General features: G+C 69.8%; 19 protein-coding genes. 4 read left to right on the top strand and 15 right to left on the bottom strand.

The features are described 5' to 3' along the window. Positions 1 to 78 precede the first annotated feature (78 nt). The 6 genes from ABD798_RS28640 to gltB form a co-directional block, all read right to left on the bottom strand. A complete protein-coding gene (locus ABD798_RS28640) occupies positions 79 to 1,308 on the bottom strand; it encodes a glycosyltransferase 87 family protein (RefSeq protein ID WP_344881421.1) in 1,230 nt (409 codons plus the stop codon). Further along, positions 1,305 to 3,074, bottom strand: coding sequence for an ArnT family glycosyltransferase (locus tag ABD798_RS28645; RefSeq protein WP_344881425.1), 1,770 nt, complete (start codon positions 3,072 to 3,074; stop codon positions 1,305 to 1,307). Before ABD798_RS28645 ends, ABD798_RS28640 begins: the two co-directional genes overlap by 4 nt. Continuing rightward, positions 3,071 to 3,901: a TauD/TfdA dioxygenase family protein gene (locus ABD798_RS28650; RefSeq protein WP_344881428.1), complete on the bottom strand. Its 831-nt coding sequence runs from the start codon at positions 3,899 to 3,901 to the stop codon at positions 3,071 to 3,073. Before ABD798_RS28650 ends, ABD798_RS28645 begins: the two co-directional genes overlap by 4 nt. 30 nt (positions 3,902 to 3,931) lie before the next feature. After that, complete coding sequence (locus ABD798_RS28655; RefSeq protein WP_344881431.1) at positions 3,932 to 4,876, bottom strand: L-tyrosine/L-tryptophan isonitrile synthase family protein; 945 nt, start codon at positions 4,874 to 4,876, stop codon at positions 3,932 to 3,934. A 226-nt stretch (positions 4,877 to 5,102) separates the two neighbouring features. Then, complete coding sequence (locus ABD798_RS28660; protein ID WP_344881434.1) at positions 5,103 to 6,608, bottom strand: glutamate synthase subunit beta; 1,506 nt, start codon at positions 6,606 to 6,608, stop codon at positions 5,103 to 5,105. Continuing rightward, positions 6,601 to 11,157, bottom strand: a complete 4,557-nt coding sequence (gene gltB, locus ABD798_RS28665; protein ID WP_344881437.1) for a glutamate synthase large subunit — start codon at positions 11,155 to 11,157, stop codon at positions 6,601 to 6,603. Before gltB ends, ABD798_RS28660 begins: the two co-directional genes overlap by 8 nt. Before the next feature lie 406 nt (positions 11,158 to 11,563). Here gltB and ABD798_RS28670 point away from each other — a divergent pair, with 406 nt between their 5' ends. The 3 genes from ABD798_RS28670 to ABD798_RS28680 are packed head-to-tail and all read left to right on the top strand — an operon-like array spanning position 11,564 to position 14,324. Further along, positions 11,564 to 12,508, top strand: coding sequence for an ABC transporter substrate-binding protein (locus ABD798_RS28670; protein ID WP_344881440.1), 945 nt, complete (start codon positions 11,564 to 11,566; stop codon positions 12,506 to 12,508). Then, positions 12,505 to 13,551, top strand: coding sequence for a FecCD family ABC transporter permease (locus ABD798_RS28675; protein WP_344881443.1), 1,047 nt, complete (start codon positions 12,505 to 12,507; stop codon positions 13,549 to 13,551). The genes ABD798_RS28670 and ABD798_RS28675 overlap by 4 nt, the downstream gene beginning before the upstream one ends. Beyond that, complete coding sequence (locus ABD798_RS28680; RefSeq protein WP_344881446.1) at positions 13,551 to 14,324, top strand: ABC transporter ATP-binding protein; 774 nt, start codon at positions 13,551 to 13,553, stop codon at positions 14,322 to 14,324. The genes ABD798_RS28675 and ABD798_RS28680 overlap by 1 nt, the downstream gene beginning before the upstream one ends. Here the strand turns inward: ABD798_RS28680 and dctA are convergent. Beyond that, positions 14,314 to 15,654: a C4-dicarboxylate transporter DctA gene (gene dctA, locus ABD798_RS28685; protein ID WP_344881449.1), complete on the bottom strand. Its 1,341-nt coding sequence runs from the start codon at positions 15,652 to 15,654 to the stop codon at positions 14,314 to 14,316. The genes ABD798_RS28680 and dctA overlap by 11 nt on opposite strands. A 163-nt stretch (positions 15,655 to 15,817) precedes the next feature. On the opposite strand from dctA, the gene ABD798_RS28690 reads away from it, so the two are divergent. Continuing rightward, positions 15,818 to 16,762, top strand: a complete 945-nt coding sequence (locus ABD798_RS28690) for a TAXI family TRAP transporter solute-binding subunit (RefSeq protein ID WP_344881452.1) — start codon at positions 15,818 to 15,820, stop codon at positions 16,760 to 16,762. Positions 16,763 to 16,858: 96 nt separating this feature from the next. Here ABD798_RS28690 and ABD798_RS28695 read toward each other — a convergent pair whose 3' ends face one another. The 8 genes from ABD798_RS28695 to trpC all read right to left on the bottom strand — a co-directional run bounded on the left by ABD798_RS28695 (position 16,859) and on the right by trpC (position 23,704). Next, positions 16,859 to 18,232, bottom strand: a complete 1,374-nt coding sequence (locus ABD798_RS28695; RefSeq protein ID WP_344881455.1) for a sensor histidine kinase — start codon at positions 18,230 to 18,232, stop codon at positions 16,859 to 16,861. Between the two features lie 2 nt (positions 18,233 to 18,234). Further along, positions 18,235 to 18,900 carry a response regulator transcription factor gene (locus ABD798_RS28700; RefSeq protein WP_086827280.1) on the bottom strand — a complete coding sequence of 222 codons (666 nt, stop codon included), beginning with the start codon at positions 18,898 to 18,900 and terminating at the stop codon, positions 18,235 to 18,237. 11 nt (positions 18,901 to 18,911) lie between these two features. Continuing rightward, positions 18,912 to 19,892 carry a prolipoprotein diacylglyceryl transferase gene (lgt, locus tag ABD798_RS28705; RefSeq protein ID WP_344881459.1) on the bottom strand — a complete coding sequence of 327 codons (981 nt, stop codon included), beginning with the start codon at positions 19,890 to 19,892 and terminating at the stop codon, positions 18,912 to 18,914. Between the two features lie 58 nt (positions 19,893 to 19,950). Beyond that, complete coding sequence (locus ABD798_RS28710) at positions 19,951 to 20,349, bottom strand: type II toxin-antitoxin system VapC family toxin (protein WP_344881463.1); 399 nt, start codon at positions 20,347 to 20,349, stop codon at positions 19,951 to 19,953. Positions 20,350 to 20,352: 3 nt separating this feature from the next. Continuing rightward, on the bottom strand, positions 20,353 to 20,547 hold the full coding sequence (locus tag ABD798_RS28715; protein WP_344881466.1) for a hypothetical protein: 195 nt from the start codon (positions 20,545 to 20,547) through the stop codon (positions 20,353 to 20,355). 309 nt (positions 20,548 to 20,856) lie between these two features. Further along, positions 20,857 to 21,648, bottom strand: a complete 792-nt coding sequence (gene trpA, locus ABD798_RS28720) for a tryptophan synthase subunit alpha (protein ID WP_344881468.1) — start codon at positions 21,646 to 21,648, stop codon at positions 20,857 to 20,859. Next, positions 21,648 to 22,871 carry a tryptophan synthase subunit beta gene (gene trpB / locus ABD798_RS28725; RefSeq protein WP_344881470.1) on the bottom strand — a complete coding sequence of 408 codons (1,224 nt, stop codon included), beginning with the start codon at positions 22,869 to 22,871 and terminating at the stop codon, positions 21,648 to 21,650. The genes trpA and trpB overlap by 1 nt, the downstream gene beginning before the upstream one ends. Positions 22,872 to 22,894: 23 nt before the next feature. Further along, positions 22,895 to 23,704, bottom strand: coding sequence for an indole-3-glycerol phosphate synthase TrpC (gene trpC, locus ABD798_RS28730; RefSeq protein WP_344881473.1), 810 nt, complete (start codon positions 23,702 to 23,704; stop codon positions 22,895 to 22,897). Positions 23,705 to 23,884: the final 180 nt, after the last annotated feature.

Below are 23,884 nucleotides of genomic sequence, written 5' to 3' on the forward strand. Positions count from 1 at the left end.
GCAGGTGTGGATCTTGCACGAGCGCTCCGGGACGGCCACGAGGGGGTCCGGTAGTCGTTTGCTGCCAACGAAAACCGGCTACGGCTCAGCGACCTGCGAGAGCGTGCCGCCGGGGACGCGGAGGCGACGCCACACCCAGAGCAGGGTTGCGCCGAAGAGGAACACGTACACGTTGGTGTAGATGTTGCCGAGCCCGCCCCACTCCGGGACACCGATCACGCCGAGCGCGGGGATGTCCATGCGGTGCCCGGTGACGAGGTGCATGGGCCACGCGAAGGTCACCGCGGTGAAGGCGGCCAGCGCGACGATGTCCGCGCGGCGCCGACGCCAGCCGTGCGCGGCGACGACCACGAGCGGGACGAACCACACCCAGTGATGGCTCCACGAGATCGGCGACACGGCCGCCCCGGTCATGCCGACGAGGGTGAAGCCGAGCAGCGTCTCCCCACGCCGGTGCGCGAGGACGGCGACGGAGAGCCCGGCCAGCGCGGCGAGCAGTGCCACGCCGAGCCACAGCACGGTGGGCGGTTTGTCCACTGTGAACAGTCGCGCGAGCAGGCCGTTGAGCGACTGGTTCATCTGGATGACGACCTCGCCGACGCGCTCCGTACGCAGGAACGTGCCACTCCAGTACCGCAGCGTGTCCCCCGGCGTCACGGCGAGGCTGATCGCGACCGTGCCCAGGAACGTCGCGACCGCGACCAGAGCGGCCTTGTAGCGCCGTGTCAACAAGAAGTAGATGACGAAGATCGCGGGCGTGATCTTGACGCCAGCGGCGAAGCCGACCGCCAGGCCGAGCCACACCTCAGTGCGCTTGTGCAGCCCGAACAACAGCACTACCAGCAGCACGAGGTTGACCTGGCCGAGGTACATGGTCCACGCGACGGGCTCCACCCAGAACAGCAGCGCGGTCAGCGCGAGCGTGATGCGGCGCGTGTCGCGATCCCCGGCGTGCCCCATGATCCGCAGCGACAGCCACACCGCGCACGCCACCAACGCGGTGTTCACCGGGAACACCAACAGTTTCCACAGCCACAGCGGCCCGAGCACCATCGGCGCGAACAGCAGCGTGGAGAACGGCGGGTAGGTGTAGGAGTACATCCCGCCGTCGATCTTGCCCTCGTACAGGGGTGAACCGTCGACCAGCGCCCGCGCTCCGGCCTCGTAGACCGTGAGGTCGATGAAGTCGGTCATGATCACGAAGCCGGTCAGCGCCCAGTGCAGCGCGGAGATCGCCACGAACGCGACGCCGGACAGCACGGCGATCCGGACAGCGTTGCGGGACAACCACTCTAGCGACTTGCTCACCGTGCACCTCCTGGACGGCAGTCGAACAACAGCTCCGGGTGCCCCGGCGGCCCTGACGGCCCGGAAGCGCCCTGGTACTCGGCGGCGGGCACGGGCGCGCAGTTCTGAGCCACCCACTCCTGGCGCTCGATCGACACGGAACCGCCCATGCCGCCGTGGAATCCGCCGATGAGCACGTGTCGCACCTGGCCGGACCGCACCAGCTCCTGAAGCTCCACAATGGACGGAGCGGCCGCCGCGCCGGTGAACCCGCCCATGGGCAGCACGCTGTAGCCCGCGCGCAGGTAGGGCGCCGCCGTGTTCGCGGTGGGCACGGCGAACAGGTACCGCTCGCGCGCATGGTTCTGCGTCACGTAGCGCAGCACTCCGGCGTTCGGAGTGATCATGTTCATGTCCCCCATGCCAGGCGGGAAAGGCGTGTCCGGTGGCAGTCCGTGCATGGCCGCCATGCCCGTGTGCGACAGCGGACTCCCCTGCCCTGCAACAGGATTGAGCGAGGACAAGCCGTCGAAGCTCTTCCCCGAAGCCATCACCGCCACCGCGCCGGGGCCCACCACGAGCGCCGCCACCGCCACCATGCGGAACCGAGCAACGAGAGCCACCACCGCGCCCACGACGAGCACGATCGCAAGCCACCCCAGGCCTTCTCGCACGCACAACACGACCGGCCACACAATTCCCAACCAGGCCAAACGCGAATCGAGGTGGATCGCGTAGGCCGTCAACGCGGCGATGGCCGGAGCCAACGCAGCGGTGTAGTACGGATGAATGCCCGGAGCAGCAGAGAAAAGCGCCACGTGCACCAGAAGCCACGTGCTCCACAGAATCAACCCGGAGTCTCGCGGGCGCTTGACGAAGCCCACCACGACAGCAACCAGAGCAAGCGGGAGCAGCCAGCTGATCTGCACTCCGACCTCGGCGTTGAACAACCGGAACAGCCCTGGAGCCCCGCCGAAATCCGCGAGGAAGCTGGTCACCTGAGCAGTCGTGGCAGCACCCGAGGAGAATCGGCCGAAGCCGTTGTACAGCAAAGCCATTTCCCACACGGAGTTGTGCGTGCTGCCATCGATGTAAGGCCGAGAACCAACAGGGGTCACCGCAACGAAGACGAGCCACACAGAGCTGACCGCGAGCGCGACAACCCCAGCCGCAGAGACCCGTCCAAGGCGGGCAAGAAACCCGCCCGGCGCCGCGACCAGGTAAGCGATTCCCAGCGCTGGCAACACAAGAAACACCTGTGTCATCTTCATCTGGAAGCCGACGCCGATCCACACCGCCGCTACCAACAGCTGTGGCCAGCGACCGTCCTTGATCGCCTTGGACGTGGCGAGAGCCGCACAAACCATGCACAGCACCAAGAACGTGTCGGGGATGTTCACGCGCGCCAGCACCACGGTGACCGGAGTCAACGCGAACACCGCAGCGGCGATGAGCCCCGCACGAACGCCGATCCACAGCCGAACCGCGGAGAACAACACCGGAACAGTTGCCGCGACAGCAAGGGCTGAAGGCAGCAGAACCGCCCACGCGTGGAAGCCGAACACCCGCACGGACAATGCTTGCAACCACAACGCGCCGGGCACCTTGTCCACCGAGATCGTCCCGGCGGGATCGAAGGCGCCGTAGAAGAACGCGTGCCAGCTCGAAGCCATCGAGCGCACGCCGACGGTGTAGTAGTAATGCGGATCGACTCGCCCGAAAGCCCAGAACGCCAACAGAAAGGTAGCTGCGGTCAGGCCGAGGAGCGCGAAACGATGCGTCTTCACAGCGCGGGGTTCTTGAAAGGCGGGTCGCCGAGCACGTGCACGCGGCGCAGATGACGAGGGGCACGGTGGGTAAACGCCTCACGGCCGTGCAGCAGCGTGTAGTTGTCGGTGATCACGAGATCCCCATCGACCCAATCGTGCGCGTAGTAATGGCGCGGGTCGTACAGCGCTTTCTGGAGTTCTTCGATCAGCGCGGGCACTTCATGACGAGCCACGCCGTCGAAGTCGTGGTCGGGCCGGTTGAGGAACGAGGAGTCGTCAGCGATCGGCGGCTCGTTGTAGCGCATAGTGGGCTCACCGGTCACAGGATGCGGGACCACCAAAGGAGAAACGGCCTGGCCGCCGTAGTGGACCTTGTTCTGGATGCGGTAGGTCACGGTGATCCGGCTCCACCGCTCGACGGTCTCCGGGGACGCGGAGGCGAGCACGCCGCTGGAGTCGCTGAACGTCGTCCGACCGCCGTTGCCCTCGCCGGGCGCGCTCACGCACTGGAAGACCTGGAACTCCGGGATCAGCGGCTTGTACATGCCGTCCCAGTGCAGCGGAACGTAGCTGTGGTCGAAGATGTGGTCGGTCGGCGCGTCGGCCTCGACCAGTTCGAGCACGGCACCGAAGGGCCACATCATGATCTCGCCGAGGGTGCCGCACCACGCGGTCAGGTCCTCGGCGTCGGTGAAGTTGCGGAATCCGCGCAGCACGAGGATGTGGTGCTCACGAACGAGCGCGCGCAGCTCGGCAGCATCAAGAGCGGCAGGGTTGGCGCCGGGTGAAGCGGCCTCGACGAGCACGCCGAAGGTGCCGATTTTCTGGTGCTGGGCAAGGGTCATGACGGGCTCCTAGCCGTGAAGTCAGTGAGGTCAGCCGGTGATGCGGGAGAGGACGTAGTGGCTCGGCCGACCGCCGCGCCGGACGAGGGTGGCGCCGAGGCGTTCGGCGTCCGCGCGCTTGGCCAGCTCCGCGCGCCCGTCGACCACCACCGCGACGCCGTGCCACGGGGTGAGCCAGCTGTCGGCGGTCTCCATCAGCAGCACGCCGAGCTTCTCCGCACCGCACGGTTGCGGGTGGATGGAGAGCCGGACGGCGTCGGCGAAGCGCTCGGCCAGCAGCGCGCCCCACGCGCGGCTGCGCTGGATGACTCCGTAGGCGCGGCGGCGGGCCTCGCGCAGCGCCGCCGCCCTGCTGCCCTCGTAGTCGGGGCCGAGCTGGTCCTCGAACAGGAACCGGGTCATCCCCCGGTAGATGCTCAGCGCCTGGCCGCCCGCCTTGACCTCCGCGCGCACCGACTCGACCGGCTGCGCGTAGTGCGCCACCAGGTGCTCGCGCATCGCGTCGTGACTGAGCCCAAGATCGACGTCGTCGAGGTCGAAGACGTCGAGCCGCTCAGCGCCGATCTGGTCGATCATCGCGAGCAGTTCGCGGCGGTAGGCGGTGATGTCGGCGTCCGGAACCCCGATCAGGTCACCGAAAACGCGTCCGTCGGAGCAGATCACGAAGCGCGCGCCGGGTGGGTGGACGCGCTCGATGCGATCGCACAGCGACTGGAGGAACTCCAGCGCCACGCGCTCGGCCATGTCCGGGAGGTGGCTGAGCGTCTTGGCCCGGTTGGGCGACTTCGCCGGGAACGCGGGCAGCACCAGCTGGATCTCGCGGCCCTCCGCCATCGCCGCCTCGATCCGGCGCAGGTGCGGCGCCTCGCACTGCGGGCACGGCGACGGGTGCTCGCCGGGCAGCCGCCGCTGGTAGGCCATGAGCAGGCGGAGCACGGCGGCTGCCCGCGCACTCGGCAGCACGGTCCTGAGCATGTCCGACTCCTCCTCGCGGCTCGCTGAGCAGGGGCGAGCGTGCCAACGGAGGTTCAACTTCGAACAATCCCACGTGCCCATAGCTTGGAGCTATGCCCCGGGGGAAAGCCGCCGCGAAGTCGGGTCATTCGAGAAGTCGAAACGCGCGAACCAGACGAACGGAGTGGACCAGAGGCATGAAACGGCCCCCGGACGCCGTTGTCCGGGGGCCGTGAGCAGAGCGGGACTACACCACCGAGAGCGGGATCGCGGTGGGGTGGACCGGGGACGGCAGGTCGGAGGCGCCGGTGAGGTAGGTGTCCACGGCGTTGGCCACCGAGCGGCCCTCCGCGATCGCCCACACCACAAGGGAAGCACCCCGGTGCGCGTCGCCGCAGACGAACACGCCGGGCGAGCTGGTCTGCCAGTCGGTGCCGCAGGACAGCGTGCCGCGCGGGGTCAGCGCCAGCCCGAGGTCGTCGAGCAAGCGCATGTGCTCAACGCCCTCGAAGCCGATCGCCAGCAGCGCGAGGTCGCAGGGGATCTCCTCGACCTCCTCCGACTGCGGCACCACCCGGCGGCGCCCGGAGGCGTCGCGCTCGACGCGGACCTTGCGCAGCCGCACCGCGCGGACCTGGCCGCTCCCATCGTCCACGAAGGACTCGACCGCGACGGCGTAGAGGCGCTCGCCGCCTTCCTCGTGCGCGGCGTAGGAGCGCAGCACCCACGGCCAGGTGGGCCAGGGCGAGCGGTCGTCGTCGCGCACGGTCGGCGGCTGCGGGTACTGGTCGAGCTGGTAGACCGCGACCGCGCCCTGGCGGTGCGCCGTGCCGAGGCAGTCGGCGCCGGTGTCACCGCCGCCGATGATCACGACGTTCTTGCCTGCCGCGTCGATCGTGGTCGGGCCGTCGCCCTCGCAGAACTTGTTGGCGGGCACCAGGTGTTCCATCGCGAGGTGCACTCCGCGCAGCTGCCGCCCCGGGGTCTCGGGAGTGTCGCGCCCGCGCAGCGCGCCCACGGCGAGCACCACCGCGTCGAACTCCTCGCGCAGCTTCTCCACGGGCAGGTCGACGCCGACCTCGCAGTTGGTGATGAAGCGGGTGCCCTCGGCGCGCAGCTGGGCCAGCCTGCGGTCGAGGACCTGCTTCTCCATCTTGAACTCGGGAATCCCGTAGCGGAGCAGGCCGCCGAGCCGGTCGTCACGCTCGAAGACCGTGACCTCGTGACCCGCCCTGGTCAGCTGCTGCGCCGCCGCGAGGCCAGCGGGACCGGAGCCGACGACGGCCACCTTCTTGCCGGTGGAGATGCCCGAGGGCAGCGTCTGCACGGTGCCGGACTCCCAGGCCACATCGGCGATGGCCTGCTCGACGCGCTTGATCGCCACCGCGCCGCCGGAGTCGTGCGAGATCGACAGCACGCACGCCGCCTCGCACGGGGCCGGGCACAGCCGGCCGGTGAACTCCGGGAAGTTGTTGGTGGCGTGCAGGCGTTCCGAGGCCTGCTCCCAGTCGCCCCGGCGCACCAGGTCGTTCCACTCCGGGATCAGGTTGCCGAGCGGGCAGCCCGCGGAACCGGAGTGGCAGAAGGGAATCCCGCAGTCCATGCAGCGAGCGGCCTGGGTGCGGACCTCGTTGTCGCGCTTGGGCTGCTCGATCGCCGCGTAGACCTCGGCCCAGTCGCCCAGCCGGTCGTCGACCGGGCGCTTGGTGCCGTCGGAGCGGGTGTGCTTGAGGAAACCGTTCGGGTCAGCCACGGGACGCCTCCATGATCGCCGCGTCGACGTCTCGTCCCTCGGCGCGGGCGGAGCGCTCCGCCTCCAGGACGCGCTGGTAGTCCCTCGGCATGATCTTGGTGAAGGCCGAGGACCTGCGGGGCCAGTCGCCGAGCAGCGACGCGGCCACCGCCGAGCCGGTCAGCTCGTGGTGGCGTTCCACGGTGTCCCGCAACCACTTCAGGTCCTCAGGGCGAGGCCGTTGCAGCTCCACCATCGCCTTGTTGACCCGCGAAGTGTCGAGGTCGAGCACATAGGCGATGCCGCCGGACATGCCCGCCGCGACATTGCGCCCGGTCGGTCCGAGCACCACCGCTCGCCCGCCGGTCATGTACTCGAAGGCGTGGTCGCCGACGCCCTCGGACACCGCGACGAGGCCGGAGTTGCGCACGCAGAAGCGCTCGCCGACGCGTCCGCGCAGGAAGATCTCACCGCGCGTGCCGCCGTAGCCGATCACGTTGCCCGCGATCACCTGCTGCTCGGCCGCGAAGCCGGACTCCTCGGCCGGGCGCACCACGATCCGCCCACCGGAGAGGCCCTTGCCGACGTAGTCGTTGGCGTCGCCGACCATCTCCAAGGTGATGCCCGGCGGCAGGAACGCGCCCAGCGACTGACCGGCGGAACCGGTGAGCCGCACGTGGATCGTGCCTTCCGGCAGGCCCGCGCCACCGAAGCGGCGGGTGACCTCGGAGCCGAGCAGCGTGCCAACCGTGCGGTTGACGTTGCGCACCGGCAGTTCGAGCCGCACCGGGTGCGCGTCCTCCAGTGCCGCCTCGGCGAGCTGGATCAGCGTGCGGTCCAGCGCCAGCTCCAGACCGTGGTCCTGCCCGCGCAGCCGCCGCTTCGCCGCCCCGTAAGGGGTTTCCGGCGTCGCGAAGACCGGCGACAGGTCGAGACCGGAGGCCTTCCAGTGCTCGACCGCGCTGTCGGTGTCCAGCAGCTCGGCGTGCCCAATGGCCTCGTCCAGCGTGCGGAACCCAAGGGAGGCAAGGTGTTCGCGGACCTCCTCGGCGATGAACTCGAAGAAGTTCACCACGAACTCGGCCTTGCCGGTGTAGCGCTTGCGCAGCTCGGGGTTCTGCGTCGCGATGCCCACCGGGCAGGTGTCGAGGTGGCAGACGCGCATCATCACGCAGCCCGCCACGATCAGCGGCGCGGTGGCGAAGCCGAACTCCTCGGCGCCGAGCAGCGCGGCCACCACGACGTCGCGGCCGGTGCGCATGGCGCCGTCGACCTGGACGGTGATCCGGTCGCGCAAACCGTTCAGCATCAACGTTTGCTGGGTCTCGGCGAGGCCGATCTCCCACGGCGTCCCGGTGTGCTTGAGCGAGGTCAGCGGCGAGGCGCCGGTTCCCCCGTCGTGCCCGGAGATCAGCACCACGTCCGCGTGCGCCTTGGCCACACCCGCCGCGACCGTGCCGACGCCGACCTCACTGACCAGCTTCACGTGGATGCGGGCCTGCTCGTTGGCGTTCTTCAGGTCGTGGATGAGCTGCGCGAGGTCCTCGATGGAGTAGATGTCGTGGTGCGGCGGCGGGGAGATCAGCGCGACGCCGGGCGTGGAGTGCCGGGTCCGCGCGATCCACGGGTAGACCTTGTAGCCGGGCAGCTGGCCGCCCTCACCGGGCTTCGCGCCCTGGGCCATCTTGATCTGGATGTCCGTGCCGTTGACCAGGTACTCGCTGGTGACGCCGAAGCGCCCGCTGGCGACCTGCTTCACGGCGGAGCGCCGCGCCGGGTCGTAGAGGCGCTCCGGGTCCTCGCCGCCCTCACCGCTGTTGGAGCGGCCACCGAGCTGGTTCATCGCGATGGCAAGGGTTTCGTGCGCCTCGGCGGAGACCGAGCCGTAGGACATCGCGCCGGTGTTGAACCGCTTCACGATGGAGGCGACCGACTCGACCTCCTCGATCGGGATCGGCTCGCGCGCCTCGGTGCGCAGCTTGAACAGCCCGCGCAGCGTGCCGCCCTTGCGCGCCAACGCCTCCACCTCTTCGGTGTAACGGCGGTAGACCTCCTGGCGGCGGGTCTTGGTGGCGTGCTGGAGCAGGAACACCGTCTCCGGGTTGAACAGGTGCAGCTCGCCCTCGCGGCGGTAGTAGTACTCGCCGCCGACGTCGAGCTTGCGGTGCGCGCGGTCGGCCGGGTTGTCCGGGTAGGCCATCCGGTGCCGCGCCGCCGCCTCGGTGGCGAGCACGTCGAGCCCGACGCCGCCGAGCTTGGAGATGGTGCCGCAGAAGTACTCGTCGACCACGTTCTGGGACAGCCCGAGCGCCTCGAAGACCTGCGCGGCGGTGTAAGCGCCCACGGTGGAGATGCCCATCTTGGACATCACCTTGAGCACGCCCTTGACCAGCGCCTGCACGTAGTTCTTGATGGCCTTCTCCGGTGAGAGGCCGGTGATCGCCCCGTGCGAGACCATGTCCTCGATGGTCTCGAAGGCCAGGTACGGGTTGACCGCCGCAGCGCCGAAGCCCAGCAGCAGCGCGATGTGGTGCACCTCGCGGGCGTCACCGCTCTCCACCACCAGCGCCACGCGCAGCCGCTCCTTGGTGCGCACCAGGTGGTGGTGCACCGCGGAGACCAGCAGCAGCGACGGGATCGGCGCGCGCTTGTGGTCGGAGTCGCGGTCGGAGAGCACGAGCGTGCGCGCTCCGGCGGCGATGGCCTCCGAGGCCTCGCGGCGCACGCGCTGGACCGCCTCGGACAGCGCGAGACCGCCACCGTCCACTTCGTACAGTCCGGAAAGGACGGTGCACGCGAAGCCCGGGAGGTCGCCGTCGTCGTTGACGTGGATGAGCTTGGCCAGCTCGTCGTTGTCGATCACGGGATAGGGCAGTTCGATGTGCCGACACGACGCGGGGCCGGGCTCCAGCAGGTTCTGCTCGGGGCCCATGACGCGCGCGACCGAGGTGACGATCTCCTCGCGGATGGCGTCCAGCGGCGGATTGGTGACCTGCGCGAAGTTCTGCTTGAAGTAGTCGTAGAGCAGCCGGGGGCGCAGCGAGAGCGCGGCGACCGGGGTGTCGGAACCCATGGAGCCCAACGGTTCGATGCCCGCCGTGACCATCGGCAGGAGCAGGACGCGCAGCTCCTCCTCGGTGTAGCCGAAGGTGAGCTGGCGGCGCACGACCGACTCGTGGCTCTGCACCACGTGCTCGCGGTCGGGCAGGTCGGCCAGGTGCAGCAGGCCCGCGTGCACCCACTCGTCGTAGGGCAGCTCCGAGCCCAGGTCGGCCTTGAACTCGGCGTCGTCGATGATCCGCCCGGCCTTGGTGTCCACGAGGAACATGCGGCCCGGCTGGAGGCGGCCCTTGGCGACGACCTCCGACGGCGGGACGTCGAGCACGCCGGTCTCGCTGGCCAGCACGATGCGGCCGTCCGCCGTCTGCCACCAGCGCGCCGGGCGCAGGCCGTTGCGGTCGAGCACCGCGCCGACGAGCGTTCCGTCGGTGAAGGTCACGCAGGCCGGGCCGTCCCACGGCTCCATCATGCTGGCGTGGAAGCGGTAGAAGGCGCGGCGCGCGGGGTCCATGCCCGGCGCGTTCTCCCACGCCTCCGGGATCATCATCATGACCGCGTGCGGCAGGCTCCGGCCGCCGAGGTGCAGCAGTTCAAGCACCTCGTCGAAGGAGGCGGAGTCCGAGCCGTCCGGCGTGCAGATCGGGAACAACCTGCTGAGGTCGCCCGGGATGAGGTCGCTGGAGAGCAGCGCCTCGCGGGAGCGCATCCGGTTGCGGTTGCCGCGAATCGTGTTGATCTCGCCGTTGTGCGCCACGTAGCGGAACGGGTGCGCCAGCGGCCACGACGGGAACGTGTTGGTGGAGAAACGGCTGTGCACCAACGCGATCGCGCTCTCCAGCCGCTCGTCGCGCAGGTCAGGGAAGAACGCGGGAAGCTGAGCGGTGGTCAGCATTCCCTTGTACACCAACGTCCGCGAGGACAGCGAGGGGAAGTACACGCCGCAGCCCGCTCGCTCGCTCTCCACCTCGGCGCGCTTGCGCAGGCAGAAGGCCAGGCGGTCCAGCGCCACACCGGACGGGAGAACGTCGGAGGCTCCCGTCACCACCAGGATGGCGAAGTGCGGCATGACCGAGCGGGCGGTGGGGCCCACGTCGGCGGCGTCGGGGTCGACCGGAACCTCGCGCCAGCCCAGCACCTTCAGGCCCTCGTCGGCGGCGATGCGCTCGATCAGCGCCACCGCCTCGGCGCGGCGCTCGGGATCGGCGGGCAGGAAGCCCATCCCGGCCGCGTAGCGGGCCTCGCCGTGCTCGTCCGGCTCGGGCAGTCCGGGCACCTCGGCGCGCAGCAGCGCGTCCGGGAGCTGGAGCAGGATGCCCGCGCCGTCGCCGCTGGTGGGCTCGGCGCCGGCGGCGCCGCGGTGTTCCAGGTTCGCCAAGGCCGTCAGTGCGTCGGTCACGATCCCGTGCGAACGGCGGCCCAGGATGTCGGCCACCATCGCGACACCACAGGCGTCGCGTTCCGTGCTGGGGTCGTACAGACCTTGCCGGCCAGGGATGGCGGAGAAGATCACGCGCAGACCTCCCTCGTCGTCCTAATGCAGTCCAAAAAATGGGGGCTGCGGGACGACGGTGGCCCGCTGGGGCGTGCCTGGCACATGCCACAGGCAGCGTGTTTGTTACGGGGACTGTAACAGCCCGGAAATACCAGGGCACCCTCTTCTGGGTGGTATCCCACACCCAGGCGTAACGATTCGTGTGGTCGACACGATGTAGCGCCCGACGTAACAGTACGCCCGTCCTGGGTTGTGCCCAGATGGAACACGAGTCTACTGGTAACTTCCCCCTTGCTCGCTCGGTAGCGAAGTCCGGTGTGACCCCGGCGCTGTCCCGCAACTGTGATGACCTGCTCATACCGAGCCGGTTTAGCCAGGTCGCCTTCCGCGCGCGCTCGCCATCCGACACTCCCGCACCGAGGACGTGAGCCGAGTGCTGTTCCGTCGCACGACCGCCGCGCTGGCCGTTGCCGCGCTCGCCCTGACCGGCTGCGCCACCCGCCAGCAGATCAACGCCCCCGCTCCCCCGCCCGCCGCCGACTTCCCGGTCGAGGTGAGCGTCCCCGGCGGCTCGACCGGGCTGAAGCTGGAGAAGCGGCCGGAGCGGATCATCTCGCTCAACCCGAGCAGCACCGAGGTCCTCTACGCGGTCGGCGCGGGCAAGCAGGTCGTGGCCGTCGACGACCAGTCCACCTTCCCGGCGGAGGCGCCCAAGACCACGCTGTCGGGCTTCAAGCCGAACCTCGAAGCGATCGCCAACCACAAGCCCGACCTCGTGGTGGCCTCCAACGACCTGGACAACCTGGTCGCGGGGCTCGCCCAGCTGAAGATCCAGGTGCTGCTGGTTCCCCCGGCCAAGACGCTGGAGGACGCGTTCACGCAGGCGGAGGTCGTCGGCAAGGCGACCGGTCACGCGGCCGACGGCACGGCGCTGGCCAAGCGGATGCGCACGGACATCGACAAGATCGTCAGCGACACCCGCAAGCCCGCCAGGCCGCTCACGTACTTCCACGAGCTGGACAACTCGCTGTACAGCGTCAGCTCCAAGACCTTCATCGGCAACATCTACTCCCGCTTCGGGCTGACCAACATCACCGACGAGGCCGACAAGAGCGGCAGCGGCTACCCGCAGATCAGCGCGGAGCACCTGGTCAAGTCCAACCCCGACCTGATCTTCCTCGCCGACACCAAGTGCTGCGGGCAGAGCGCGCAGACCGTCGGCGCCCGGCCGGGCTGGCAGAGCGTGAACGCGGTGAAGAACGGCGGCGTCATCGCGCTGGACGACGACATCGCCTCCCGGTGGGGTCCGCGCGTCGTCGACCTCGTCCGCACCGTCTCCTCGGCCGTCTCGGCAGCCGCCGCGAAGTGAGCGATCCCCGGCCGACCAGGCTCACCTGGCGGCAACTGGCGCTCAGCTGCGCCCTGCTCGTGGTCGTCGTGGTCGTCGCGGTGCTGCTCGGCGCCATCGACCTCGGCTGGAGCCGCGTGCTCGCCGAGTTCTGGGCGCAGCTGACCGGCGGCGTGTCCCCGCTCTCCGAGCAGGAGGCCGCGATCCTCTGGCAGCTCCGCGTGCCCAGGGTCGTGCTGGGCTGCCTGGTCGGCGGGGCGCTGGCGATCTCCGGAGCGGCCTTCCAGGGCGTGTTCCGCAATCCGCTGGCCGATCCGTACCTGCTCGGCGCGGCGGCCGGGGCGGGCCTGGCCGCGACCCTCGTGGTCTTCGCGGTGCCCGCCGCTCAGGAACTCGTGCAGGGCTGGGCGCTCGGACCGCTGCCCTTGGCGGCGTTCCTCGGAGCGCTCGGCGGCGTCGGGCTGACGTGGGCGCTCGGGCGCTCCGCGGGCAACGGGACCGCGACCCTGGTGCTCGCCGGGGTCGCGGTCGCCTCGTTCCTGACGGCCGTGCAGACCTTCGTCCAGCAGCTCAACGTGGAGAACCTGCGGATCATCTACAACTGGATGCTCGGCGGCCTGGGAACCACCGGGTGGAACGAAGTTCTGCTGATCCTGCCGTACGTGGCGGTCTCGGCGGCCGTGCTGTGCGCGAGCGGCCGGCTGATCGACATCCTCGGTGTCGGCGACGAGGAGGCCGCCGCCTTGGGTCTGCGCCCCGCGCGCGTGCGGCTGATGGTGCTCGTCGCGGCGTCCCTCGCCACGGCAGCGGCCGTCTCGGTCAGCGGCTTGATCGGCTTCGTGGGAATCGTTGTGCCGCACGTGATCCGGCTGATGGTGGCGGGTAGCTACCGCGTGCTCGTGCCGCTGTCGCTCATCGGCGGGGCGATCTTCCTCGCGGGCGCGGACGTGGTGGCGCGCACCGTGATGGCGCCCGCCGAGCTGCCCATCGGCGTGATCACCGCGTTCACCGGAGCGCCGTTCTTCGCCTTCGTGCTGCGGGCGACTCGCAAGGGGCGTGTGTGATGGCGGAGCTGGAGCTGCGTTCGGTCTCCGCTGGCTACAAGGGCGCCATGGTCGTGCGCGAGGTGACCGCGCGGCTGCCCCAGGGCTCGTGGCTGGCGATCATCGGCCCGAACGGCGCCGGGAAGTCGACCCTGCTCAAGGCGATCACCGGAATCACCGAGCACACGGGGGAAATCCTGCTCGACGGCGCGCCGATCTCCGCGATGGGCGCTCGGCTGCGGGCGCGCGCGGTCGGCTACGCGCCGCAGACCCCGGTGACGCCGGAGGGTTTGACGGTCACGGACTACGCGCTGCTCGGCAGGACCCCGCACCTCGGCCTGCTCGCCCGCGAGGGCCACGCGGACCTGGAGATCGTGCGCGAGGTGCTCGGCCGCCTCGACCTCGACCACCTCGCTGACCGTCCACTTCGGACACTGTCCGGCGGTGAGCGCCAACGTGCCGTGCTGGCAAGGGTTCTGGCCCAGCGGGCGGGCCTGCTGCTGCTCGACGAACCCACGACGGGCCTGGACGTCGGACACGCCCAGGCCCTGTTGGAGCTCGTCGACCGGTTGCGGCGGGCCGACGGCACCACGGTGGTGAGCACGCTGCACGACCTCACCCTTGCCGCCCAGTACGCCGATGAGCTGATCCTCATCGACAAGGGCGACGTGGTGGCCGTCGGGCCGCCCACCGAGGTGCTGACCGCCGAGCGGGTCGCAGCGCACTACGGCGCCAAGGTCGCGATCCTCGCAGCGCCGGACGGCACCCCGGTGGTGACTCCCGTCAGGTCTTGACGGTTTCCTTCTTCTCGATGTCAGCCCGCATGAGTTCGTCCATGTCCACAAGGGACGGATTGTCGAGAACCTCGTTGAGGCGATCGCGATCCAGCGAGTTCTGCCAGCGCGCCACCACGAGCGTCGCGACGCCGTTGCCGACCAGGTTGGTCAGCGCGCGGGCCTCGGACATGAACCGGTCGATGCCCACGATCAGCGCGATGCCCACGACCGGGATGGTGTCGCCGAAGGCCTGCAACGACGCAGCGAGCGTGATCAGCCCGGCTCCGGTGACCCCCGCGGCGCCCTTGCTGGAGAGCAGCATGAACAGCAGCAGGCCGATCTGCGTCCAGATGGACAGCTCCACACCCGTGGCCTGGGCGATGAAGATCGCGCCCATGGTCAGGTAGATGCAGGTGCCGTCGAGGTTGAACGAGTAGCCCGTGGGAATCGTCAGGCCCACAACGGACTTCTGCGCTCCGGCGGCCTCCATCTTGACCAGCATCCTGGGCAGCACCGCCTCGCTGGAGGAGGTGCCCAGCACGATCAGCAGCTCGTCCTTGATGAAGCGGACGAACTTCAGCACGCTGAACCCGGCGAGCCGGGAGACGATGCCCAGCACCACGACCACGAACAGCACGCACGTCGCGTAGAAGGCGATCATCAGGAACGCCAGGCCCGTCAGCACCTTGCTGCCGTACTTGCCGATGGTGAAGGCCATGCCGCCGAAGGCACCGATCGGGGCCGCGTACATGACGACCTTGATCACGCCGAACATCACCTTGGAGACGGTGTCCAGCGCGTCGATGACCTTCTTGCCGCGCTCGCCCATGAAGGACACGGCGACCGCGACCAGCACGGCGACCACGAGCACCTGGATCAGCTGGCCCGAGGTGAAGGCGCCGACGAAGGACTCCGGGACCAGGTGCAGGATGAACCCGGTGAAGCCGTCGGTGTTCTTGGCCTTGGCGATCGTGTCGGCGGCCTCACCGGCGTTGATCGGCATGTTCAGGTCGGCGCCCGGCTTGAGGACGTTGACCACGATCAGGCCGATGACCAGCGCCAACAGCGTCATCGCGGTGAAGTACAGGATCGTCCGCAGCGCCAGCCCGCCCGCCTTGGCCAGGTTGCCCAGCCCCGCGATGCCGACCACGATCGTGCAGAAGATCGTCGGCGCGATGACCATCTTGACCAGGTTGACGAAGAAGTCCGCCAGCCACTTCATCTCGCTGGCCTGCTTCGGGAACACCAGCCCGACGAGCACGCCGAGGGCGATCGAGACCAGGACCCAGAAGTAGAGGTGCCGGTAGATCGGTTTCTTGGTGGTGGTCGCGCGAGCTGCGTCGGCCATCGACCCTCCTCGGGCTTCGTTGCTTGGGGGACGTTGGCCGGAATGTTGACCGTTCACGAATCTCCAGGACAACGCCCGGCGGAGAAACTTCAGACTCGCCTGACGTAGCCGCAACGTCCGCGTGACACCGCTTTCACGTTCAAGAGGTACTAGCCTGCGCCTCATGCTGCCCCGTCCGCTGAGCCGCCGCACGCTGATCGTCGCGGCCGGAGCGGGCCTGCTCGCGGCCTGTTCGGCGGGTTGTTCGCCGCGCCGGGACCCCGGCATCCGCGAGCTCGTCCTGGCGACCGGCCCGGACGGCGCGGTGTTCCAGAAGATCGGCGGGGCCATCGCCACCCTGCTCGCCAAAGCGCTGCCCGACATCGCCGTCAGGGCCCTGCCCAGCAGCGCGTCCGTGCAGAACCTGCACCTGCTCAACAGCGGGACCGCACAGCTCGCACTGTCCTCTTTGGACGCGATCTCCGAGCACCCGAACACCTCGATACACGGCATCAGCGCCGTCGGCAGGCTCTACGACAGCTTCCTGCACCTCGTCGTGCCCGCCGCCGGGCCCATCCGCGGCTTCGAGGACCTCGACGGCAAGCGCGTGTCCATCGGCGCGCGCGGCTCCGGGACCGAGTTCATCGTGGCCAACCTGCGCCGCGTCACCGGCATGTCGTTCACCCCCGTGCTGCTCAACCAGCAGGAGTCAGCCGCCGCGTTGGCCAGGGGCTCGCTCGACGCGTTCTTCACGCTCACCGGCATCCCGACTCCCGCCATCACCGACCTCGAACAGCACACCCGCATCCGCCTGGTGCCCCTGACCGCTCAGGCCCAGGCCCTCGCCGGGCTGCCCACCGGCTACTACCTGCCCGCCACCATCCCCGCCACCACCTACGGCGCGCTCCCGCCGTGCCCGACCGTCGTCACGCCGAACCTGCTGCTGGCCAGGGAAGACGTGCCCGAGGACGTCGTGGAGACCGTGACCCGCACCGTTTTCCTCGAAGCCCCCACCATCGCCGCCGACCGCCCCGAAGCGCGCCGCATCAACATCCGCACCGGCATCTCCACCGGCCCCATCCCCCTGCACTCCGGCGCCGCCCGCTGGTTCCGCGCACTCAAACGCTGACCCACGCCGCCGCCGCTTAAGCCCTGAATGACTCATTCAGGGAGTTGAGGTAGCTGAATGAGTCATTGAGGGCGCTCAAGTACCTCAATGAGTCATTCAGCGCGTTAGCTCGGCGGCGGGGAGGCGGACTACGGCGTCGAGGCCGTGGGGGCCGGGGGAGAGGAGTTCGAGGTCGCCGCCGGCAGCGGTGACGAGTTCGGCGCAGATCGCCAGGCCGAGGCCGGTGCCCGCGATGTTCTGGTGTCGCGGCGAGCGCCAGAAGCGGTCCAGCGCGGCGACGCGCTCGGCCTCCGGCAGGCCGGTGCCGTCGTCGATCACGTGCAGCTCGACCACGTCGCCGACCCGTTCCGCGCGCACGATGATCTCGCTGCCGCCGGAGAGCCGGACGGCGTTGCCCACCAGTTCGTCCAGCACGCTGCCGAGCCCACCGGGCGGCTCCAGGACGCGGAGCCCGGCAGGGATGTCCACGTGCAGTTCGATCTCCGCGCGCAGCGCTGACGCGGCCCACGCGGGCTCGTGCGTGGCGACCAAGCTGTCCAGCTCCACGGGCTCGGCCGCCGCAGCGCTGTCCAGGCGGGTCGCCGCGAGCAGCGCGTCCAGGACGCGGCCCATCTCCGCAGCCTCCTCGACGGCAATCTCATGCGCCTGCCGGGCGGCCTCGGAGTCCAAGTGCGGCTGGAGGTTCTCCACGGCCAAGCGCAAGCTGGCCAACGGGTTGCGCAGCTGGTGCGAAGCGTCGGCGACGAACGCGCGCTGACGCCGCAGCGCCCGCCCGACCACGTCGACCATGCTGTTGAAGGACACCGCGAGCCGACGCAGCTCCGGCGGTCCGTCCACATCGGCCCGGGTGTCGAGCTTGCCGCTGGCCACGCGCGCGGTCGCCTCGTCGAGCTGGTGGATCGGCCGCAGCACCCACCGCGAGATCGGCCAAGCCACCGCGACCAGCGCCAGCAACGGCACCAGGCCCACGAGCACCAGCAGCCACCAGATCTGCTCGATCCGCGCGCGCAGCGATGCCGTCGACGACACGGTCACCACGGAGGCCACGACCTCGCTGTCCCGACCCACGGGCTCGACGACGACCAGCGGGGCGTCGCGCCACGGCCACACGACCTCCGGCGGTTCGGGGCGGTAGCCCGCGAAGGCCAGCTCCAGCTGCTCGGACACGGTGGGGACGGTGAGGTCGAAGTTCTCCCGCGAGGCCAAGATGATCCGCCCGCCGGGCGCGACGAGCGCGATCGGGCTGCTGTACAGGGCGTCGTAGCGGACGATCTCGTCGCGCAACGCGGCGGTGCGTCCGGAGGAGAGCGCGTTGTCGGCGAGGGAGGCGAAGCGGCTGGCGTCGGCGAGGCGGTCCAGGTACATCCGCTGCGTCTCGCCCTCGGCGACGGCCATCGCCAGCGGGACGCCCATGGCCGCGGCGAGCACGACCAGCAGCGGCACCAGCACGCCGAGCAGCCTGCGCAGCACGGCTACCTGGCCAGGCGGTAGCCGACGCCGCGCACTGTTTCGATGCGAACGTGCTCACCGAGCTTGCCGCGCAGCGTGGCGATGTGGGTGTCCAGGCTGCGCGAGCGCGCCTCCCAGCTGGTGTGCCACACCTGGTCGAGGATGTGGTCACGGCTGACCACGCTGCCCGGTCGCGCCACCAGCAGCGCGAGCACGTCGAACTCCTTGCGGGTCAACAGGATCTGCTCACCGTCCACAGTGGCCACTCGCGAGGAGAGGTCGACGCTGAGCTTGCCCGCCTCGATCGTCTCGGCCTCGGTCTCGGCGCTGGCCCGCGCGGAGCGGGTGCGCCGGAGCACGGCCTCGACCCTGGCGAGCAGCTCGGCGGTGCCGAAGGGCTTGACCACGTAGTCGTCAGCGCCGCTGCGCAGGCCGAGAACGCGTTCGCGCTCCTCGCCGCGCGCGGTGACCGCGATGATCGCCATGCCCTCGGTCTGCCGCAGCCTGCGCAGCAGGTCGAGCCCGTCAGCGTCGGGCAGGCCCAGGTCGAGCAGCACGACGTCCGCGTGGCCCGCTTGCAGCGCTGCCGCCGCGGTCGCCACCCGGTGCACGTCGTAGCCGGCGTGCTGCAACGCGGTGACCAGCCCGCGTGCCACTCGGTCGTCGTCCTCGACGACGAGGATGCGCATGAGGACCGATGTTAGGTCTTGTCCGTCTTCGTCGGGTCCGCCGTCGCCGACTCGACCGGCTTTTCCTCGGCCTTGTCCTCCGCGGGTTCGGCGTCGGGTTCCGGTTCCGGCTCGGCCGCCCGCAGCGCCGCGAGGTCCTCGCGCTCACCGCGCTTCTTGGCCAGCACCAGGTAGATCACCGCGCCGAGGAAGAGCAGCACCGAGGTGAACACGTTGATCCGGATGCCCGCGATCAGCGTCGCGTGGTCCTCGCGCATGATCTCGATCCAGAACCGGCCGGCCGTGTAGCCCGCCACGTAGAGCGCGAACACCCGGCCGTGGCCGAGGCGGAAGCGCCGGTCCGCCCAGACGATCAGCGCGGCGACGCCGAGGTTCCAGAGCAGTTCGTAGAGGAACGTCGGGTGCACCACCGCGATCGGCGTGTGGTCCATGGCCACGCCGCCGAGCGGGTCCTCCAGGTTCGTGACCGGGTCGATCCTGCGGTAGATCTCCAGGCCCCACGGCAGGTCCGTCGGACCGCCGTAGAGCTCCTGGTTGAACCAGTTGCCGAGGCGGCCGATGGCCTGCGCCACCACGATGCCCGGCGCGACCGCGTCCGCGAAGACCGGCAGCGGGATACCGCGCCTGCGACAAGCGATGAGGGCTCCGACCGCGCCCAGCGCGATGGCCCCCCAGATGCCGAGGCCGCCCTGCCAGATCTTCAGCGCGTCGATCGGGTTGCCGCCGGGGCCGAAGTACTGCGGCCAGTCCGTGGCCACGTGGTAGAGCCGACCGCCGACCAGGCCGAACGGAACCGCGAAGACCGCGATGTCGGTGACCGCGCCCTTCTCCCCGCCCCTGGCGACGAAGCGCCGCTCACCCCACGCGATCGCCACCACGATGCCCGCGATGATGCAGAGCGCGTAGGCGCGCAGCGGGATCGGGCCGATGTACCAGACCCCCCGGTCAGGGCTGGGGATCGTTGCCAGGATCGCGGACACCGTTCCAGTCACGCCGCTCACCGTAGCCGCTGCTCGTCAGCCACTCCGTTCCACCCCGCCGGTCGCGCCGTCACAGGAGCAGCCGCAAGCCCTCGTGATCGGCGAAGTCGGCGAAGTCCTTCACGTTCAGCGTCGCGAGGGGCGCCTCGTAGGCGAGGCAGCAGGCCGCGATCCACGTGTCGTTCGCCGGGCGCGGACGCCCGCGCACCTTCGCGCACGCGGTGATCTCACCCCACTTCCGCGCGACCTTCGGAGTTCCCGGCAGCACGACCATCCGGGTCAGCCAGCGCTCCAGCGCGTCCCGGCGCGCCGGTCCCCACTGCCTGACGTGGTGCCACTTCGTCAGCTCGCCGAGCGTGACGAAGGTGATCGCCGGACGGCACCCGGCGAGCCGGGCCGCCACGGGCATCGGCAACTTCCGCTTGAAGGACAGTGACGCCACGTCGGTGTCGAGAATGATCGGGTTCACGGTTCAGGCGACGTCTTTCGCGCGTTCGTCGACGTACCAGCCCAAGAACTCGGCCAGTTCCTCGTCCGTTTCGAAGAACCCGTCACAGGCCAGGTCCTCCGCCGAGGCGATCGGCTGGACGGCCTTCTCCACCATCAGTGCCTCCAGCAGAGCCGGACCGTCGAGCACCCCGTACGGGGCGAATCCCACCGCGCTCATGGCCACCACCTCCTCCGCCGGTCCTTCCAGAGTGCCACGCTCGGGGAACAACCGGGACCGCGAATCTCGTGTGAACGTCGTCGTTTGCATGAGACCAACTGTCCACACGGCACCGACAGTCTCCGGCCGTTTTCGGAGTCGAGCGGCACGGTTCGCCCGATCGAAGGGCACTTTGCGCCAGGGGCAACAAGGAAACGCCAGCAACACTGATACCGCCACAACGAGGACCGCAGAGTCGAGGTCCACCGCCCACAAATCCGTTTCGTACTCCTAGCGGGAAAAGAGCGCCAGGAGTACGGAACGGGGACGTCAGGCGGAGACGGGGGTGCGGTGGGTGGCGGAGGAGAGCTCGGAGGCGAGAGCGCGGACGGCGGCCTCGCCGGAGGGGACGGCGTTGACGAAGGCGGAGCCCACGATCACGCCGTCGGCGAACGCGGCGACCTCGGCTGCCTGGGGGCCGGAGCGGACGCCGAGGCCGACGCCGATGGGCAGGTCGGTGTGCGCGCGGGTGCGCTCGACGAGCTCCGGGGCCTGGCTGCTGACGGCGTCGCGGGCGCCGGTGACGCCCATGATGGAGGCGGCGTAGAGGAATCCACTGCTGGCGGAGGCGGTCAGCGAGATCCGCTCCTCGGTGGAGGACGGCGCGACGAGGAAGATCCGGTCGAGGCCGTGCTCGGTGGAGGCGGCCATCCAGTCCTCGGCCTGCTCCGGGATGAGGTCGGGGGTGATGAGCCCGAGCCCGCCCGCCGCGGCGAGGTCGCGGGCGAAGGCGTCGACGCCGTAGCGCAGCACCGGGTTCCAGTAGGTCATGACGACCGCACGGCCACCGGATGCGGAGATCGACTCCACGACGGAGAACAGGTCGTGCACGCGGAAACCGTTGCGCAGCGCGGTTTCCGCGGCGTCCTGGATGGTCGGGCCGTCCATCACGGGGTCGGAGAACGGCAGGCCGACCTCGACGAGGTCGCAGCCGGAGTCCAGCATCGCGGCGAGGTGCTGCTTGGAGCCCTCGACGGTCGGGAAGCCCGCGGGCAGGTAGCCGATCAGGGCGGCGCGGTCGGCCGCGCGGCAGTCGGCGAACATCTGCGTCAGCGAGGACATCAGGCGTTCTCCCCCACGAGGTTGAAGTACTGGGCGGCGGTGTCCATGTCCTTGTCACCGCGGCCGGACAGGCACACGAGGATCACGCCGTCGGGACCGAGTTCCTTGCCGAGCTCCAACGCTCCGGCGAGCGCGTGCGAGGACTCGATCGCCGGGATGATGCCCTCGGTGCGCGAGAGCAGCCGCAGCGCCTGCATCGCCTCGTCGTCGGTCACGGCGCGGTACTCGGCGCGGCCGATGTCCTTGAGGTAGGAGTGCTCGGGCCCGACGCCGGGGTAGTCCAGACCGGCCGAGATCGAGTACGCCTCGGTGATCTGCCCGTCGGAGTCCTGGAGCAGGTACGAGAACGCGCCGTGCAGCACGCCGGGCTCGCCCTGGGTCAGGGTCGCGCCGTGCTCGTCGGTGTCCACGCCCTTGCCCGCGGGCTCCAGGCCGACCAGCCGCACATCGGCGTCGTCGAGGAAGCCGTGGAAGATGCCGATCGCGTTGGAGCCACCGCCGACGCACGCGGCGACCACGTCGGGCAGGCGGCCGACCTGGTCGAGCATCTGCGCGCGAGCCTCTTCGCCGATGATCTTGTGGAAGTTGCGCACCATCATCGGGAACGGGTGCGGGCCCGCGGCGGTGCCGAGCAGGTAGTGCGTGTCGTCGACGTTGGCGACCCAGTCGCGCAGCGCCTCGTTGATCGCGTCCTTGAGCGTGCGCGAGCCGGTCTTGACCGGGATGACCTCGGCGCCGAGCAGCTTCATCCGCGCCACGTTGAGCGCCTGCCGCTCGGTGTCGACCTCGCCCATGTAGACGACGCAGTCGAGGTCGAGCAGCGCGCACGCGGTGGCGGTCGCGACGCCGTGCTGGCCTGCGCCGGTCTCGGCGATGACGCGCTTCTTGCCCATCCGCTTGGTCAGCAGCGCCTGGCCCAGCACGTTGTTGATCTTGTGGGATCCGGTGTGGTTGAGGTCCTCGCGCTTGAGGAAGATCCGCGCGCCACCCGCGTGCTCGGCGAACTTCGGGGCCTCCGTCAGCAGCGACGGGCGGTTGGCGTACTCGCGCAGCAGCCGCTCGAACTCGGTGACGAACTCCGGGTCGACCCGGGCCTTGTCGTAGAACGTGGACAGCTCGTCGATCGCCGCCATCAGCGCCTCGGGCATGAACCGCCCGCCGTAGGGGCCGAAGTGCCCGCGCTCGTCGGGGCCGTGCTTGTCCCTGTCCTCGTCGTGCGTCATCAAGCTCTCTCTTTTCAGACTGCTCAGCGGCTCGGGCGCGGGCATGCGGGGTGCGAACCCGCCGTGACCAGCTGCGTCACCGCGCCGCGCGGGTTCCCGCTGGTCACCAGGCCCTCACCGACCAGGACCGCGTCCGCACCGTAACCCGCGTAGGTCATCAGGTCGCTGGGGCCGCGCACACCGGACTCGGCGATCTTGATCACTTCGCTGGGCAGACCGGGCGCGATCCGGCCGAAGCAGTCGCGGTCCACCTCCAGCGTGGTCAGGTCGCGCGCGTTCACGCCGATCACCTGGGCGCCCGCCTCCAGCGCGCGGTCGGCCTCCTCGGCGGTGTGCACCTCGACCAGCGCGGTCATGCCGAGCGATTCGGCGCGGTCCAGCAGCGCCTCCAGCACGTTCTGCTCCAGCGCCGCCACGATCAGCAGGATCATGTCCGCGCCGTGCGCCCGCGCCTCGTGGATCTGGTACGGGCTGACCATGAAGTCCTTGCGCAGCAAGGGAACGTCGACCGCGGCGCGGACCGCGTCGAGGTCGGCGAGCGAACCGCCGAAGCGGCGCTCCTCGGTGAGCACGCTGATCACCCGCGCGCCACCGGCCTCGTAGTCGCGCGCCAGTTCTGCCGGATCGGTGATGCCCGCCAGCTCGCCCTTGGACGGGCTGCGGCGCTTGACCTCGGCGATCACGCCGACGCCGGGGGCGCGCATCGCGGCCATCACGTCCCTGGGAGCTGCGGCCCGCGCGGCGAGTTCCTTGATCTCCGCCAGCGGTGTCTGCGCTTCGCGGGCGGCCAGGTCGGCGCGGACGCCTTCGAGAATCGACTCCAGGACGTTCACGCGCACTCCTCCGCATGATCCGTTCGTCCGGCCCGGCCGTTGCTGGCTCGTCCCGGCGCTCGAATCGGTTCGTTGCTGCCGCACCCGATAGCGACCGTCCCCATCACGGTGGCCGTGAGGCGTTCATGGATGCTAACTCTCAGGCGGTGCCGCTTCCGGTCTGGGGTCACCGAATCCGTC

It is taken from the genome of Allokutzneria multivorans (assembly GCF_039537405.1).
Taxonomy (GTDB): domain Bacteria; phylum Actinomycetota; class Actinomycetes; order Mycobacteriales; family Pseudonocardiaceae; genus Allokutzneria; species Allokutzneria multivorans.